This window comes from Pseudarthrobacter sp. NPDC092419 (assembly GCF_044755045.1).
GTDB lineage: Bacteria > Actinomycetota > Actinomycetes > Actinomycetales > Micrococcaceae > Arthrobacter.
In genome coordinates this window covers 228996-244779 of sequence record NZ_JBIVQF010000005.1, presented here as the reverse complement: position 1 = coordinate 244779, position 15784 = coordinate 228996, and the positions used below count along the sequence as shown (strand labels likewise).

General features: G+C 68.7%; 16 protein-coding genes. 11 read left to right on the top strand and 5 right to left on the bottom strand.

Going from position 1 to position 15784, the window contains the following annotated elements; all coding sequences use genetic code 11:
• Positions 1 to 203 precede the first annotated feature (203 nt).
• Genes ACIQC0_RS10695 through ACIQC0_RS10685 form a run of 3 tightly spaced genes read left to right on the top strand, consistent with a single transcriptional unit; the run spans position 204 to position 3001 of the window.
• A complete protein-coding gene (locus tag ACIQC0_RS10695) occupies positions 204 to 1526 on the top strand; it encodes a hypothetical protein (protein WP_400534812.1) in 1323 nt (440 codons plus the stop codon).
• Positions 1527 to 1532: 6 nt separating this feature from the next.
• On the top strand, positions 1533 to 2327 hold the full coding sequence (gene nth / locus ACIQC0_RS10690) for an endonuclease III (RefSeq protein ID WP_377214361.1): 795 nt from the start codon (positions 1533 to 1535) through the stop codon (positions 2325 to 2327).
• Entirely contained in the window at positions 2324 to 3001 is a 678-nt protein-coding gene (locus tag ACIQC0_RS10685) for an NUDIX hydrolase (RefSeq protein WP_400534810.1), read from the top strand. Before nth ends, ACIQC0_RS10685 begins: the two co-directional genes overlap by 4 nt.
• 25 nt (positions 3002 to 3026) lie before the next feature.
• On the opposite strand, the gene ACIQC0_RS10680 is transcribed toward ACIQC0_RS10685, so the two are convergent.
• Both ACIQC0_RS10680 and ACIQC0_RS10675 read right to left on the bottom strand, forming a co-directional pair.
• Complete coding sequence (locus ACIQC0_RS10680; protein WP_377214913.1) at positions 3027 to 3218, bottom strand: YegP family protein; 192 nt, start codon at positions 3216 to 3218, stop codon at positions 3027 to 3029.
• 138 nt (positions 3219 to 3356) lie between these two features.
• Positions 3357 to 5066, bottom strand: a complete 1710-nt coding sequence (locus ACIQC0_RS10675; protein WP_400534808.1) for a bifunctional 3'-5' exonuclease/DNA polymerase — start codon at positions 5064 to 5066, stop codon at positions 3357 to 3359.
• A 92-nt stretch (positions 5067 to 5158) separates the two neighbouring features.
• On the opposite strand from ACIQC0_RS10675, the gene ssd reads away from it, so the two are divergent.
• The 7 genes from ssd to ACIQC0_RS10640 all read left to right on the top strand — a co-directional run bounded on the left by ssd (position 5159) and on the right by ACIQC0_RS10640 (position 10469).
• Positions 5159 to 6358, top strand: coding sequence for a septum site-determining protein Ssd (gene ssd / locus ACIQC0_RS10670; protein WP_377214364.1), 1200 nt, complete (start codon positions 5159 to 5161; stop codon positions 6356 to 6358).
• 140 nt (positions 6359 to 6498) lie between these two features.
• A complete protein-coding gene (locus ACIQC0_RS10665; RefSeq protein WP_400534839.1) occupies positions 6499 to 7701 on the top strand; it encodes a TadA family conjugal transfer-associated ATPase in 1203 nt (400 codons plus the stop codon).
• On the top strand, positions 7698 to 8549 hold the full coding sequence (locus ACIQC0_RS10660; RefSeq protein WP_377214366.1) for a hypothetical protein: 852 nt from the start codon (positions 7698 to 7700) through the stop codon (positions 8547 to 8549). Before ACIQC0_RS10665 ends, ACIQC0_RS10660 begins: the two co-directional genes overlap by 4 nt.
• A complete protein-coding gene (locus ACIQC0_RS10655) occupies positions 8546 to 9154 on the top strand; it encodes a type II secretion system F family protein (RefSeq protein ID WP_400534806.1) in 609 nt (202 codons plus the stop codon). Before ACIQC0_RS10660 ends, ACIQC0_RS10655 begins: the two co-directional genes overlap by 4 nt.
• Positions 9155 to 9346: 192 nt before the next feature.
• Positions 9347 to 9724: a DUF4244 domain-containing protein gene (locus ACIQC0_RS10650; protein WP_400534804.1), complete on the top strand. Its 378-nt coding sequence runs from the start codon at positions 9347 to 9349 to the stop codon at positions 9722 to 9724.
• 11 nt (positions 9725 to 9735) lie between these two features.
• Entirely contained in the window at positions 9736 to 10086 is a 351-nt protein-coding gene (locus ACIQC0_RS10645; protein ID WP_400534802.1) for a TadE family type IV pilus minor pilin, read from the top strand.
• The gene (locus ACIQC0_RS10640) at positions 10083 to 10469 is read left to right on the top strand and encodes an Rv3654c family TadE-like protein (protein ID WP_400534800.1); all 387 of its coding nucleotides are present in this window, start codon (positions 10083 to 10085) and stop codon (positions 10467 to 10469) included. The genes ACIQC0_RS10645 and ACIQC0_RS10640 overlap by 4 nt, the downstream gene beginning before the upstream one ends.
• Before the next feature lie 4 nt (positions 10470 to 10473).
• Here the strand turns inward: ACIQC0_RS10640 and ACIQC0_RS10635 are convergent, their stop codons facing one another.
• Together ACIQC0_RS10635 and ACIQC0_RS10630 are read right to left on the bottom strand one after the other, a co-directional pair.
• The gene (locus ACIQC0_RS10635; RefSeq protein WP_400534798.1) at positions 10474 to 12876 is read right to left on the bottom strand and encodes a DEAD/DEAH box helicase; all 2403 of its coding nucleotides are present in this window, start codon (positions 12874 to 12876) and stop codon (positions 10474 to 10476) included.
• Between the two features lie 95 nt (positions 12877 to 12971).
• Positions 12972 to 13664, bottom strand: a complete 693-nt coding sequence (locus tag ACIQC0_RS10630; RefSeq protein WP_377214372.1) for a GNAT family N-acetyltransferase — start codon at positions 13662 to 13664, stop codon at positions 12972 to 12974.
• A 98-nt stretch (positions 13665 to 13762) separates the two neighbouring features.
• Between ACIQC0_RS10630 and ACIQC0_RS10625 the strand changes: the two genes are divergently transcribed.
• A complete protein-coding gene (locus ACIQC0_RS10625; protein ID WP_400534796.1) occupies positions 13763 to 14656 on the top strand; it encodes a rhodanese-related sulfurtransferase in 894 nt (297 codons plus the stop codon).
• 655 nt (positions 14657 to 15311) lie between these two features.
• Here the strand turns inward: ACIQC0_RS10625 and ACIQC0_RS10620 are convergent.
• Entirely contained in the window at positions 15312 to 15746 is a 435-nt protein-coding gene (locus ACIQC0_RS10620; RefSeq protein WP_400534794.1) for a hypothetical protein, read from the bottom strand.
• Positions 15747 to 15784 lie beyond the last annotated feature (38 nt).

The window sequence follows — 15784 nt, the reverse complement described above, 5'->3', positions numbered from 1 at the left end:
GCGCAGCTTTCGGCCAGAGCAGCCGGGCGCCCGTTCAGCTAGTGATCATGCAGGCTCTTGGCTAGGGTGAAATGGAATTGTGACTTTACTTCGGACCGGCTGGGCCAGGAACCACGAATTCCTGGGACGGCCGGATCCGCTGTACGACGGCACAGTTTGACGGGGCCAAACAGCCCCGGTGCCGCCACGCTAAGGAGAGCAGAATGGACCAGCAGAGCCACGGCCGGACAACGGCCCCGGATACGGACGCAGTGTCTGATCCCGCAGCGTCGGATCCCGCCGCGTCGATCCCCGCAAAGTCCGGAGAGCCCGGAACGGCGACCCAGGGCGCGGAAGGCGCGCGCGGCAACAACTCCACAGCGGACGGTGTGCAGCAGGCTGTCCTCGGTCCTTTCACCGTCCGGGACCTGGCGGTTTTCGCCGCGACCCTCATCCTGTTCGCCGCCTCCCTGCTGCCCCTCTTCGGTGGCCGGTACAACCTGTGGAACCTTAACAACCAGTTCTTCCTGGGCCTCGGCATCATCCTGCCGCTGACAGTCTCCGCGCTGTTCGCGGCGCGCAGGCTGGCGCCGCAGACGAAGATCCGGATCGGTTCACTCTCAATCGACCAGTTCGCTTCCGTGACCGCATCGTTTGGGCTCGCCTTCTTCTTCCTGGCCACCGCAGCTGCGTTCAGCGCCAGCTTCCTGGTAGGCCTGATCGGTGCCGTGGTCCTCTTCGCCGCCACCGTCCTGGGCCGCTTCCTGCCCTACCTTTCCGCCGACTTCCAGGGCCGCGCCGAGGTGCCGGCCCATGTGGTGGCCCGCGAAGCGGCGGTGCCGTTGCGTAAGCCGCGTCCTCCGAAGGCACCCCGGCCCGCCACAGCGGGTGCCGGTGCTGGCGCCGGGAAATCGCCGCTGGGCGGCCGGCTCCTGGGTGGTCATACCGCAGGGTCGTCTGCGGTGAAGCCGGGTGCCCCTGCCGCCGGAGGTGCTGCGACCGGAAGTGCTGCCGCAGGCGCGTCCGCAGCACCCGTCTCCACCGCGCCCGAAGTTTTCGAGTGGACCGCCCAAGGGGCGCAGCTCCCGGCAACCCAGGCCACCGCCGTCGTACGTCCTGCCAACGCACCGGCCGAGGAACAGACCCAACTGGGCGACGCCGTCGCCCCCGCCGCGGCACCCGAAGCAGCGCACGACGGCGGCGCGCAGCAGGGTGCCCCCGCCGCCCAGGCTGCCCCGCGCGCGGCGGAGCCTCCGACGGCCACTGCCGTCCATCCTCAGGTCAGGACAGAGCAGCAGATCGGCGCCACCGTGGACCCTGCCAGCCGCCCGGACGACTCCGGCGAGCAGCCCGTCCCCGAGGCGTTCTGGTTCGCCGTGGCGCAGCACCGCACCGCCGTCGACCCGGAGACCGGTGCCCCGGCGTTCGTGATCGAGCCAGGCGGCTGGGTCCTGGCGCTTGAGGACCGTGGCCACGAATTCCTGGTCCAGCACACCGACGGACGGCTTGGAGTCCTGCGGGACCTCAGCAACATCGAACGCGGCTAGCCTGCCATGGTGGCGGTGAGTTCGGAGTCGGCCCTTGCGCTGAAGCGGCGGGCGCGGCGCATCAACCGGATCCTGGCGGAGAAGTACCCGTACGCGCATGCGGAGCTGGACTTCACCAACCCGTACGAGCTGCTGGTTGCCACCGTTTTGTCCGCGCAGACCACGGACGTCACGGTCAATCTGATCTCACCGCTGCTCTTCCGCACCTACCCTGACCCGCGCGCGCTGGCAGAGGCCGAGCCCGCGCGGCTTGAGGAAATCATCAAGCCCACCGGCTTCTTCCGCGCCAAGGCCCGGAATCTCATCGCCCTCGCCACGCGCCTCGTGGATGAGTACGACGGCGTGGTCCCCGGACGGCTGGAGGACCTCGTCACGCTCCCGGGAGTGGGACGAAAAACGGCGAACGTGGTGCTGGGCAACGCTTTCGGCGTGCCTGGCATCACCGTGGACACCCATTTCGGCCGGCTGGCCCGGCGTTTCGGCTGGACCCTGTCCGAGGACCCCGTGCAGATTGAGTCCGATGTGGCCGAGCTGTTCGAACCGCGCGACTGGACCATGCTTTCTCACCGGGTGGTTTTCCACGGCCGGAGGGTGTGCCATTCACGGAAGCCGGCCTGCGGGGCGTGCCCGGTGGCCAACCTCTGCCCGAGCTATGGCCTGGGCGAGACGGACCCGGCCAAGGCGGCCAAACTGCTCAAGTACGAGCTCGCGCCCGGCAGCGAGGAACTGCTGGCCCGGCTGCTGGCGGAGACGCACCGGGCCGCGGAAATCAGGATGGAATCCCGGCGGGCTGCCCCGTGAGCGCGCGGGGTGACCTGCAGGAGTTGGTCCGCAGGAACCAGGAGGGGATGGCGGGCGAGCCTGATCCGCTGTGGGCCGCACTCACCGTGGATGCCGCCACCGCCCGCAAGGCTGCAGTGTTGATGCTGTTCGGGGCGCTGGACCATGTTCCAGCGGCGTCGGAGAAGCCGCTCGCACCTGCTGATCTGGACGTGCTGCTGCTGGAGCGGGCGCATACGCTCGGTTCGCATCCGGGCCAGGTGGCGTTTCCGGGCGGACGGATCGATCCCGGCGAAACCGCGGTGGAGGCGGCGCTGCGGGAGGCCGAGGAGGAGACCGGGCTGGATGCCGGTGGAGTGGAGGTGCTGGGCACGCTCCAGGAACTCGGGTTGGCCCACAGCAATTTCCTGGTGACGCCGGTGCTGGGCTGGTGGCAGTCGCCGTCGCCCGTCCGGGTGGTGGACTACGGGGAATCCGCGCAGGTCTTCCGGGTGCCCGTGCGGGACCTGCTGGATCCGGACAACCGGGTCATGGCCACGGTGCGGCGCGTAGGGCGCACTTTCGACAGTCCCGCGTTCACCGTAAAAGGCGTGCTGGTGTGGGGTTTTACCGGGATCGTGCTGAACGGGCTGTTCGAGCAGCTCGGCTGGGCCGTCCCCTGGGACCGGACCCGGAAACATAAAGTGGGGGTGTAGGGCCTGGTTTATCAGGCCGGCCCTGTCAGGCCTGCTGTTGGCGCAGGTCCACCACGATCCCCGTGGCGGCGTTTTCGCGCACTGCCTTCACGCCTTCGCGCAGCGTGTGCAGGGACTTGAATCTTGGTGAGACGGCCACCGTGTTGCCGTCGGAGTCGGTGAGGCGGAGCCGATAGTCCTCGTCCCCCACCCGGTGAATCTCAAATCTGCCCGCCATACGGACCTCCCCTGAAATGCGTCGTTGCATCAAGTCATTATGGACCGGTCTGCATCAGTCGCAGTTATGACTGTAACGGCCATCACAGAAGGCCGTCGAGCTACCGTCGGGTAGGTTACTTTCCTTGAAGTAGCAGGCTTATTTGGCGTTGTCGTAGGAATCCACGACGGCGACGCTCACCGGGAACTCCACCGGAATCGGGCCGAACAGGAGCTCCTTCGCCGCATTGGCTGCCTCTTCAATGGCGCTGACGCAGGCGCCCACGGCATCCGCCGGGGCATGGACCATCACTTCGTCGTGGAGGAAGAAGACCAGCTCGGCAGGGGTGCCTGCGGCACGCAGGGTGCGGAGCCGCCGTCGTAATTCCGCCAGCCAGCACGCTGCCCAGTCCGCCGCAGAACCCTGCACCACGAAGTTCCGCGTAAAGCGCCCCCGCGCGCGTGCGATGGATTCGGCGCGGCGCTGTTCCTCAGCAGTCGCCGAGCGCTGACTCTGGTACCACCGGTCCGACGGCGGCGGGCTGCTGCGGCCCAGCCTGGTGGTGACTGTTCCGCCCTTCTCCCCGGCCCGCGCCGCCTGCTCCACGAAGTCCACCGCGCGGGGATAGGTGCGTGCCAGCTGGGGCATCAGCCGCCCGGCCTCCCCGGAGGTGGCTCCATACATCGCTCCGAGGAGGGCCATCTTCGCCTTGGCGCGGTCGCCGCCGAACCCCTTCGCCGCGATGCCCGCGTACAGGTCCTGGTCCCGGGCTGCCTCGGCCATGACGGTGTCCTGCGCCAAGGCCACCAGGACCCGGGGTTCGAGCTGCGACGCGTCCGCCACAATGAGTTTGTTGCCCGGAACCGCGTGCACAGCCCCGCGGACCTGCCGGGGAATCTGCAGCGCGCCGCCGCCCCGAGAGGCCCAGCGCCCGGACACCACGCCGCCCACCACGTATTCCGGCCGGAACCGGCCGCCGGCTACCCAGGCATCCAGCCAGGCCCAGCCGTTCGCGGTATGCAGCCGGGAGAGCCTTTTGTACTCCAGCAGGGGCACAATGGCCGGGTGACTGGATTCCCGCAGCTCCCACTTGCGGGTGCTTTTGACTTCGATGCCGTTCCGGTGGAGGGCGCGCATGAGTTCCTGGGGCGAGTCCGGATTCAGCCCTGGGGTATTCAGGAGGAGGCGCAGTTCGGCGGCCAGCGCCTCGAGTTTTTCGGGGCGCCGGCCGGCCGGAGGGCGGGGACCGAGATGGTCGGCGAGGATCCGTTCGTGCAGGTCTTCGCGCCATGGGACGCCGGCGTGCTGCATCTCCGCCGCGACCATGGCGGCCGCCGACTCGGCCGCCAGCAGCAGCTGCAGGCGGCCGCGCCGGTTCCCGCCGGGCTCCACCGCGGTCAGCGCAGCCTGTTGCGCGGCGAACTCGGCGCGGAGCTCCTCGGGTGTGAACCGCGGCGCGGGCCCGGAGGCATCAAACAGGGCCGCTTGCTCCGCCGGGGGAGCAGGCGGAAGGAGCGCCTTGGGAGGCAGGAGGTCTTCGTCGCTGGCCGTGACCACGGCGCTTTTGGCGTAGTCCGTTTGGGCCGAGAACTGTGAGTTCGCCAGGATGGTGCCGCACAGCGAGAGGTCATAGCAGCGTTCCAGCTCCACCCCCGCTGCCAGCAGATCCGGGTACCAGTCGCGGGTGCGGTGCCAGATCCAGCGCGGCGCCTGGCCTTCGGTGCGGCCGGCTTCCAAGCGGCGCACGACGGCGGGAAGTTCCGCTGCGCTGGCCAGCCGCGGTTCCGGGTTTGCGGGGAAGGGATGGCCCGACTGGGTCAGCTGCTGCAACACCGCACCGTCAGGGTGGGCGGCCAGCAGCAGGTACATGGTTCAATTGTGCCTTCTTTCCACAGCCGGACTTTTCCACATAGGGAAGGCTGCCCCTTACCGGCGGTCCTTGCCGCCGCAAGAGTTGGGCCATGAGCAGGCATGAGCTGACCCCGTCCCCGCCGACCGGCACGGCACCTCCGGCGAGGGAGGGCGGGGCATGGCTGCCGGACATGACACCTCCGGGTGCGCCGGCTTCCGGTGCATCACCTCGCGGGGCGCCGCGGGGCGAAGGGGGTGCCGGCGACGTGCTGCTGGTGACCGCCTCGACGGTCCTGCGCGGTGAGGTGGAACGGATCGTCGCCGCTGCAGGAGCCGGTCTTGTCGTAGCAGGCGACGCCGGAACCGCGGCCGGCTACTGGGACGAAGCCGCCGCGGTGCTCGTGGGCAGTGATGTGCGGGAGCTGCCGCCGCGCCGTCGGGCGCCCGCCGTGGTGGTGGGGCTGGACGGGGAGGGCGACAGTCTCTGGCATCTGGCCGCCGTTCTGGGAGCTGAACGGGTGGCCGTGCTGCCTGATGCGGCCGCGTGGCTGGCCGACCATCTAAGCCGCTCGCGGTCGCCCGACCCGGGGGGACTCGTCCTTGGTGTCACCGGCGGCTGCGGGGGAGCGGGTGCCACCACCGCGGCCGTGTGGATCGCCCAGGCGGCGGCCGGCCTCGGCGTACGGGTGCTGCTGGTGGACGGCGATCCATGGGGCGGCGGGCTTGAATTGGCGCTCGCCGCGGAGGAGGATCCCGGACTGCGGTGGCCGGACCTGTCCGGGGCAAGCGGCAGCGTCGACCCCCTGCAGCTGGCTGACTCCCTGCCTGTGGCCGGCGGTTTCTCCTTCCTGTCCTGGCCAGCCAGCCGTGACCAGCCCGTCTCCGTCCCCGCGGTGGCCACGGCGGCAGTGCTGGATGCTGCCCGACGCGGTTATGAGCTGGTGGTGGTGGATATCGGCAGGAGCGCCGAACAGCTGGCCACCCTCGGCTGGGACTGCGACCGGGTCCTGGTGGTTGTCCCTGCTCAGCTGAAGGCGGCCGTGGCCGCGGCCCGGCTCCTGAAGGAATTCCCGCCCGTGGAAGCGGGGCTCCTGGTGCGAGGAGGGACCGGAGCCGCCCTGGACGGGCCGCTGATCGCGGAAGCGGTCGGACTTCCCATAGAGGGACGAATGCCGGAACTGCGGAGCGTGGCAGCGGCCATGGAGGCCGGGCGCCTCCTGGAGCTTGGCAAGCGGCGGGCCGTGCGGCATTTCGCGGCGTCGGTACTGGATGCGTTGGGTGACGTGATGGCCGGCGGAGAGGTCGCATGAGCGGGGCGGGCGGACGCATGAGCGGGCCGGGCGGTTGGTCGGCCGGATGGCAGGGCCGGACCGCCGAAGGCGTACCCGGCGCGGATGACGCAGATGGCGGCGCTCTCAAGCGCCGGGATCTGCGTGCGGGGCAGCCAACCATGTCCCGTGGTGCCGGACAGCGAAGGACCGGGGCGCACGGCGCCATGGACGCTGGACTCCTCGAATCAGTGCGCGAATCGGTGCTGGCGGACGCAGGACAGGTGACGCCGTCCAGGGTTGCGGCAGCCGTCCAGGCGACCGGCAGGCTGCTGGGGACCGCCGGCTCACTTGCCGCCGTGGAGCGGATCAGCGCAGAACTGAACGGGCTTGGTCCGCTTCAGGAACTGACCAAGGACCCGGCCGTGACGGACATCTTCGTCAATGCCCCGGGCTCGGTGTGGCTGGACCGCGGGCGGGGGATCGAGCCCGCCCCAGTGGAGTTCGACAGCGAACCCCAGCTCCGTTCCCTTGCCTGCCGGTTGATCGCCGCTGGCGGGCGGCGGCTGGACGATGGATCACCCTGCGTGGACGTCCGGCTTCCCGGCGGTTACCGGGTTCACGCGGTGCTGCCGCCGGTGTCCACCGCCGGGACGCTGCTGAGCATCAGAATCCGGCGCGAGGGCGTGTTCACGATGTCCGATCTGGAAGAGAGCGGAATGTTCGGGCCCGACATCCGGCAGGTCCTGGAGCGGCTGATGGCGGGACGCCTGAGTTTCCTGGTCAGCGGCGCAACCGGCTCGGGAAAGACCACTTTGCTGTCCACGCTGCTGGGTCTTTGTGCCGAACAGGAGCGGCTGGTCCTCATCGAGGATGCGTCCGAACTCAACCCGGTCCATCCGCACATCGTGTCGCTCGAGTCGCGGCACGGCAACCTCGAAGGCGGCGGGGCGGTGGACCTCGGCGAGCTCGTCCGGCAGGCGCTGCGCATGCGGCCGGACCGGCTGGTGGTGGGCGAGTGCCGCGGCGCCGAGGTGCGGGAACTGTTGACGGCGCTGAACACCGGACACAGCGGCGGTGGCGGCACCATCCATGCCAACACCGCGGCCGCAGTACCTGCCCGCCTTGCCGCCCTGGGTGCCCTTGCGGGAATGGGGCCGGAAGCCGTCAGGCTGCAGGCCGCCAGCGCCCTCGACGCCGTCGTCCACGTTGAACGCACTCCCCTCGGGCGACGGGTCACGTGTATTGGTGTGATGGTAGACGTCGGGCATGGGCTCGCGGTGCGCCCGGCAGTCGAGTCCGGTCCGGCCGGCGTGCTCCGGCGGGGACCAGGTTGGGCGGCTCTGGCCGGTCGGCTCGGGCTGGAAACGGGCAGCACAGGATGACCGCCTTGACTGCTTTCCTCCTAGGCTTGGCCGCAGTCCTGGCTTTCGGCCATGCCCCGGGTGCCGCGGCGAGGCTCCGCAGGGCGGGCTTCAGGGCGGCAGCTGCTGCCGGACGGCCCCAGCAGAACGGGCCGCCCGGACCGTTCCCACGCCGCGGTGCGGGAGCTGCCGGCCTGGTGCGTTCCGGCCTGTCATGGACAAAGAGGGCGGGCCGGGACGGGAACGAAGGTGTCTCCCTCACCCTCGTGGCGCAGCAGCTGGCGGCACTTTTGAAGGGTGGTCGTTCCCCCGGGCGGCTGTGGGAGGAGTTGTGGCTCCTGTACGGCAGGCCCGTCGTCGGACATGGAGCAGAGCCGGTCGCGGGGAGCCTCCACCCGGCGTCCGTGGAGGTTCTCGCCGCCGCCCGGGCTGCGGCCGCCAACGGCATTCCCGTGTCGGCTGCGATCCGAAGGGTACTGTCCGGCGGGGGAGCAGGCAGGGCTTCGTGGCGGCACCGCGACTCGCGGGTCTGGGCCGACCTTGCGGCGTGTTTCGATATCGCAGAGGCCAGCGGCTGCCCGCTCGCAGACGTTCTCACCCGCTTCGCCGCCCAGCTCGAAGTCGAAGACGACGCCGACGCCGCCCGACAGACAGCGCTCGCGGGCCCCAAAGCCACAGTTGCGCTGCTCACCTGGCTCCCGGTCCTGGGGCTGGGCCTCGGGGCTGTCCTTGGCGTTGACCCCCTCGCTGTCCTGCTCGGAACGCCGCTGGGCCTGGCCGCGCTCGCCGCAGGGGCCGGACTCACGGTGGCAGGGCGCATCTGGTCCGCGAAGCTCGTGGCAGCGGCGGCCGCCGCCGGCATGCCATGACGGAAGCATGGCCAAGTCCGGCCGTGGCGTCCGCGGTGCAGCTGTTTGCCCTGCTTGCTGCGGCCGTGGTTCTCGCCTTGGCCGGCCTCTCCAACTCTGCCAAGAGACTCCGGTCCCTGGTACGGCAGGCGCCCGGAAACGAACAGAAGACTTCGGACCCTGCCGGGGACGCCCCGGGACTGCGGGACACCGCCATGATGCTCGAACTGGTGGCAGCCATGCTGAACGCCGGCGCGGGAATCGGCCGTTCCCTTGAACTGGTGGCGGCCGCTTCCTCGCCGCGGTACCGGGATACCCTGACCCCAGTGGTTTCGGCCTTAGCCATGGGTGCCGACTGGGAAACTGCCTGGCGCAGCTCGGCCGTGCGGCATCCCGGGATCCTGGAACTGCGCGACGCGCTGGCTTTCGCTGCGCTGACGGGCGCCCCCTCGTCCGCGATTCTCTACGCCCAGGCTGCCCGGCTCCGCCGGGAGCGGTTCAGGGCGGCGGAGAAAAGGGCAGCATCGCTGGGCGTGAAGCTTGTGGTGCCCTTGGGTCTTTGCTCGCTTCCCGCCTTCATCTGCCTGGGCGTAGTGCCCGTCCTGCTGGCACTGGTACCGGGGTAAGCCTGGACAGTGCCTTCCGGGACAGCTGGACACGTCATGTCGCGGCGTCCGGGCAGCTGTCTTGTCCTCCACAGCTGCCCGGTCTGGGTGGGTTGTCCACTTACACGCACAGCTGGCTTACCGCTGGGTGTTCTGGCCGGAAGAGTCAAGTCAGCCGGCAATCCAGGCCGGTCCAACGAAAGGAACCAGCACATGTACGCCCGTCATTACAGCCACCGCATTAGGGGCGCCGGAGCGCCGGCCGCCCCTCCGCATGCGGCCCGCACACAGGGTGCTCTCAACCCTGAGCGTTCAACGGATGCCGCCTGTCCTCCCGTCCTCCGGCTGGTGCCGCCCCTCGAAGAGGCACCAACTGGTGCCCCGTACCCTGCGGCCGGACCGGTGACCGCTCTTCCGGTCCGGCGCGTGGAGAGGCATCCCGCAGCGGAAGCCGGTATGGCCACCGCAGAATATGCCATCGCGACTCTGGCCGCCGTAGGGTTCGCCGGGCTGCTGGTATTCATCCTCCGGAGTGATGAAGTCCGTGGCTTCCTCCTGACGCTGATCCGTACGGCGCTGGCACTCCCATGAGCAGGCCGGCCGTGACTCCTTCCCCGGCTACGGGTGCCGTGACGGCGGAATTTGCCGTGACGCTCCCCGCCGTTCTGCTGCTCCTGGCCATGCTGCTTTCTGCTGCGGCCGCCGGTATCACGCAGGTACGGCTCGAAGAAGGAGCACGTGCCGGCGCCCGCGCCCTGGCCCGCGGCGAGGATCCCGCCGCTGTCCAGGACATCGTTGCCCGCCTCTCCGGCAGTACGGCAGCCGCGGTGATCTCGGCCGATGGGGGCTGGCTGGACGTGACGGTCACCGACAGAGTTGGTGGGCCGCTGGGGGCATCCATTCCGTGGACGCTTACCGCCCGGGCTTCCACGCGGAGCGAGGCATCCGAATGAGCCCCTCCGATATGCCGCGGGGTTCCGGAATTCAGCGCTCCAGCCATGGAGAGCGGGGCGCCGGAACAATCCTGGCGGTGGGGTTGGCGCTGACGGTCCTGATGCTTATGGCCGGGGCGCTCCTGTTCGCGCAGGCCGCCGTCTTTGCGGGCAGGGCAGCGTCAGCCGCGGACCTGGCGGCGCTGGCAGCAGCGGACGCCTTGCGGGGACTCACTGAAGGGGACCCGTGCACCGTGGCCCTCGAGGTGGCCACCCGGCATGGAGCAACCGTGGTCAGCTGTGTCGAAGGCACCGGCCAGACGGTGGAAGTCCGGACGGAACTCGTGGAGCGGACAGTGGCGGGTCCGGCCCGAGGCCATTCCCGTGCCGGACCACCGCCATAGCCTGCTACAGCCCGGCCGAAGAGCCAGCCGGAGTGGGGGCCGGGGCTGTGGCTGCGGCCGGGCTGTCAGTTGCGTGCCGCAGCAGGACATCCAGGAGTGTGACCGCCGCTGCTTTGTCCAAGGGGTTGTTCTTGTTGCCGCACTTGGGGGACTGGACGCAGGAGGGGCAGCCTGAGTCGCATTCGCAGGCCTTGATGGCGTCCCGCGTGGCCGCGAGCCAGACCTTGGCCTTATCGAACCCGCGCTCGGCAAAACCGGCCCCGCCGGGATGCCCGTCGTAGACAAAGATCGTCGGCACTCCGGTGTCCGCGTGGAGGGCAGTGGAAACGCCGCCGATGTCCCACCGGTCGCTGGAGGCCACCAGCGGAAGCAATCCGATGGCGGCATGTTCGGCCGCGTGCAGGGCACCTGGGAACTGGGCTTCGATGAGCCCGGCTCCCGTCAGGGAACGGTTGTCCACCACGAACCACACGGCTTTGGTGAACAGGTCCCGCGCACCAAGGTCCAGCGGTTCTTCCCCCAAAACCTCGTTGGAAATCAGCGCTTTCCGTTGAAAGGAGACAACTTGTGTGGTCACTTTGACGTCGCCGAAGTGCACGGTGACGCCGCCCCACTGCATGGTGCGCTGGGTTTCGAGCACCTCGATCTGGGTCACGTCCCGGGCCGTCGTGTAGTAGTCGGGATTCGCCCGGCGCACCATCACGCAGTGATCGTCCTCGTTCAGGTCCTCCACCACATAGGTGTCGCCCTGATGGACATACACTGCACCGGTGTGCGCCTGGTAATGCGTCTGCGGCGAATCCATCGTCCCCAACAGGGAACCGGTCTCGGCGTCCACGATGCTTACCGGACCGCCGCCATCCGCCCGCAGGTTCACCATCCCCGCCGCGCTCTGCGAATGCGTCCAGAACCACCCCGCGGGCCGGCGCCTCAGGTATCCCTGCGCCACCAGTCGGTCCAGCAGACTCTCCGCCGTGGAACCGAACAGGTCCAGTTCCGCAGGTCCCAGCGGGAGTTCCGCCGCGGCCGCACAAAGATGCGGGCCCAGCACATAAGGGTTCGCCGGGTCGAAGACCGTGGCTTCCACCGAGACGTCGAAGATGGCTTCCGGATGGTTGACCAGGTAGGTGTCCAGTGGGTCGTCGCTGGCCACGAAGGCGGCCACGGCGTCCTGGCCCGCCCGGCCCGCCCGGCCTATTTGCTGGAATAGGGATGCCCTGGTCCCGGGCCAGCCCGCAACGAGCACCGCGTCCAGGCCCGAGATGTCGATCCCCAGTTCCAGTGCCGAGGTGCTGGAGACCCCCAGAAGCTCCCCCGCACGCAGCGACCGTTCCACCTGGCGCCGTTCTTCGGGAAGATAACCTGAGCGGTAGGCAGCCACGCGCTGGGGCAGGCTGGGATCCACTTCGTCCAGCAGGCGCTTGGTTATCGAGGAGATTGTCTCCGCGCCCCGCCTGGACTTGATGAACGCGATGGTGCGGATCCGGGCGGAGACCAGGTTCGCGAGCAGGTCTGCGGTTTCCGCGACTGCCGTCCGGCGCTGTGGGGCGCCATTCTCTCCCCGGGCTTCCGTCAGGGCAGGCTCCCAAAAGGCGACGGTGGTGGAGCCGTGCGGCGAGCAGTCATGCGAAACGGCGGTGACCGGAGCGCCGATGAGGCGGGAGAAGGAGACATCGGGCTCGGATGCGGTGGCGGAAGCGGCGATGAAGACCGGCTCGGGGAACGTCCGACCCGCCCCGTAATACGCGCAGATCCGGCGCAGCCGGCGCATCAGGTTGGCCACGTGCGATCCGAACACGCCCCGGTAGCTGTGCGCTTCATCGACGATGACGTACCGCAACCGGCGGAAGAACGACGCCCACCAGGCATGGTTGGGGAGGATGCCGAAGTGGAGCATGTCCGGGTTGGCCAGGATGAAGTTGGCATGGTCACGGATCCAGCGGCGCGCCGCGGGGTCGGTGTCGCCGTCGTACGTTTCCGCACGGACGGTGGGGAGCTGCAGCGCCCGAATGGCGTTGAGCTGGTCGGCAGCCAGCGCCTTGGTGGGGGAAAGATAGAGAGTGACGGCCCCGTCGTCGTGGATCTTGCCCGGTTCGGCGAGGACACGAAGTTCAGAGCGGTGGATAGCGTCAAGTGCAGGCAGCTGGTACGCAAGCGATTTTCCGGAGGCCGTGCCGGTGGCCACGACGGTATGGATACCGCGGTGGGCAAGATCCGCGGCGTCGACCTGGTGCCGGAAAGGCTCATGGATGCCGAGCGACCCGTAAGCGGCAACCAGATCCGGGTGCACCCAGTCAGGCCACGGGCTGTGGACCGCATGGCGTGCCGGGATGGTGTGGACATGACGGAGCTGTTCCGGATCCGGACCGCGGCCCAGCAGGGAAATCAGGGAGTCATGGGGGTTCACCCCAATATTGTTTCACCCGGCGAAGACAGGCGCGGCCCGGTTCGCCGTGGGGATAACCGTCTCCGGTCAGGCAACCCGGTTCGGGCAGGAGCGGTTCAGCTCAGGGAGAGGTCGGCGCCGTCCTGCGAGGAAGAAAGCATCAGCACACGCGAGACCGTGTTCCAGCCGAGGTGGGAATACAGTTTCTGGCCGTCCACCGAAGCCAGGAGCAGGCCGCTCTGGACATCGTGCTCAAAAGCCTGCGCCGCCAGGGCCCGCATGATGAAACTGCCCAGGCCACGGCGCTGGAAGGCCGGTTCGGTGATGATCTTGTCGAAAACCGCGGTCTCGCCCACCACGAACACGCGTCCGCTGGCGGCCAGGGTGTCTCCGGAACGGACCTCCGCGAAGTGGACGCCGTTCTCGGTGGTGGCGGTCAGCGCGAGGTCATCATCCGAAAGCCATGGGTCCTCGGCGTCCTGCGTTTCCATGTCGACAATCATCATGGTCTGGGTGTCCGAGGTGACGTTCAGGCCGTGGCGGGCGGCGAGCGCCGCATACCGCGCGGGGTCGTTCGTGAGGATCGTCAAGCCACGGGCTGGTACCTCTGCGGTCTTGGCTGCCAGCGCCGCGAACTCGTCATCGGCAGGGTCCGAGGCGAAGTATTCCCACTCGCCGGTGGTATCCGACCGGAGCGCGGAAGGGAACCGCCCTTCCTTGGCCGTCTGGTACCCGCGACAGCCTGCCCAGCCGGCCACCCATACTTCGAGAAGGCCAGTGATGTCTTCAACCATGGTTTCCGGACTCATGGATTGAGACTATTCCAGCGCGCGCATCAGGAACAGGGCCCGGAAGAGAGCTTATGCAATTGTGATCCGGTCTCAGGGGTGCCGGTACCCTTAAACACGTGGCTTTGAACCGAATCGTGCTCTTTTACGGCTTTACCCCCATCGCGGATCCCGAAGCGATCCGCCTCTGGCAGCGTGCCCTGTGCGAGAAGCTGGGCCTGACCGGGCGCATCCTGATCTCCAAGGACGGCATCAACGCCACCGTGGGCGGCGAAATCGGCGCCGTGAAGCAGTACGTGAAGACCACCCGCGAATACAAGGGCTTCCACGGCATCGACGTTAAGTGGTCCGACGGCGGCGCAGACGACTTCCCGCGGCTCAGCGTCAAGGTGCGTGACGAGATCGTTTCCTTCGGCGCCCCGGGCGAGCTCAAAGTGGACGGCAATGGCGTGGTGGGCGGCGGAACCCACCTCAAGCCGGAGGAACTCCACGAAATGGTGGATGCCAAGAAGAAGAACGGCGAGGACGTGGTGTTCTTCGACGGCCGCAACGCGTTTGAGGCCCAGATCGGCAAGTTCAAGGACGCCGTGGTGCCGGACGTTGCCACCACCCATGACTTCATCAAGGAACTTGAGTCAGGCAAGTACGACGGGCTCAAGGACAAACCCGTTGTCACCTACTGCACCGGCGGCATCCGTTGCGAGGTGCTCTCCAGCCTCATGGTGAACCGCGGGTTCAAAGAGGTCTACCAGCTGGACGGCGGGATCGTCCGCTATGGCGAAACATTCAAGGACCAGGGACTTTGGGAAGGCTCCCTCTACGTCTTCGACAAGCGGATGCACCTGGAGTTCAGTGACGAAGCCAAGACCATCGGCCAATGCACCCGCTGCTCTGCGCCCACCAGCAAATTCGAGAACTGCTCCAACCCCAGCTGCCGGACCCTCACGCTCTATTGCGCCGATTGCGCCGCCAGTCCGGAAACGCTCCGCTGCCCCGACGGGTGTGCAGCCTGACGTTCCAAATCCCTGGAGTGAGAGCTTCCGTACCCGGTAGGCGTAGTTTGCTTCCGCCGACGCCTCCACCCGGACTTCCAGCGCGGTGTCTGCCGGCAGGTAGATGACGTTCTCGCGCGTGATGCCGCACCGCAGGCCCAGGTCCACCAGCGCCAACGTGTCGCTGCGGACAGTGAAATTCACCGGTTCCGTGCTCCGGCAGGCCAGCGAGAGCACATAGGAGCCGGGCGATAATGCCGGTGTGGTAGCCGTAGCAGTCTCCCCCGCCGCCAGCAACCCGGCGTCTACCTGCAACGCGGGCGGATCCGTTCCGGGCAGGGCCTCCACCACCCAGGCCCCCAGTGACTCCGCCGGGACCGCTTCCAGCGGCGGGTTCCGCGTGAACGCCGGACCCGGCGCGGCGGTGGCGTCTGGGCTGCTCCAGCCCCGGCCGTCGTCGTACGTATATTCGCAGCCGGCCACGGCGGCGGCCGCAATGAAGGCACTAAGGGCGACGACGGCGCCCGCCTTGGTTCCCCGGCCGGCCTTGCGGGACCGTCGCCCGGGCGGTGGGAGCTCCGGACCGCTGCGGTCCGTGGCGCCCGGGGAGGCGGCCATACTTCGACTCTAGGCCTGGCGGCCGCACGGGGCCAGCGCCCGCGCGCCACAGTTGTGGCTATCCTGCGGGCACTATGTGGTAGGCGTACAGGACGGGCGCGTCCACGCTGGAAATGCTGAATTCCAGGGGCCCGTCCGTGGCAAGGGTGACTTTCGCGCGCTCGGGCGTGCCGTAGCAGGCAGCTCCGAGGTCGGCCACATCCTTCTCGCCTGACCTGACGGCCAGGAAGGCCTTGCCGCCGCCCTCGCAGACCAGTGTCACGGCGTAGGCACCGGCCGGCAGCTCCTCCGTGCGGTCAACCGGCTCGGCGGAGAGAAGCTTGCCTGACTTTTCGGCCACCACACCGGCGGCGGATGGCATCGCCGTGGCCTGCCAGGCCGGAACGTCGGCGTCCTCCACGGAGAGCCGGGGCGCGCATCCAGTGCCGGCCAGGACGGCGGCGACTGCGGCGGCGGCCAGGGCGCGCGGGAATGAGGTGAAGGGTAGGGCCATGCCTCCAATTTACCGGGGCCAGTGGGGCCTCCTGTGCC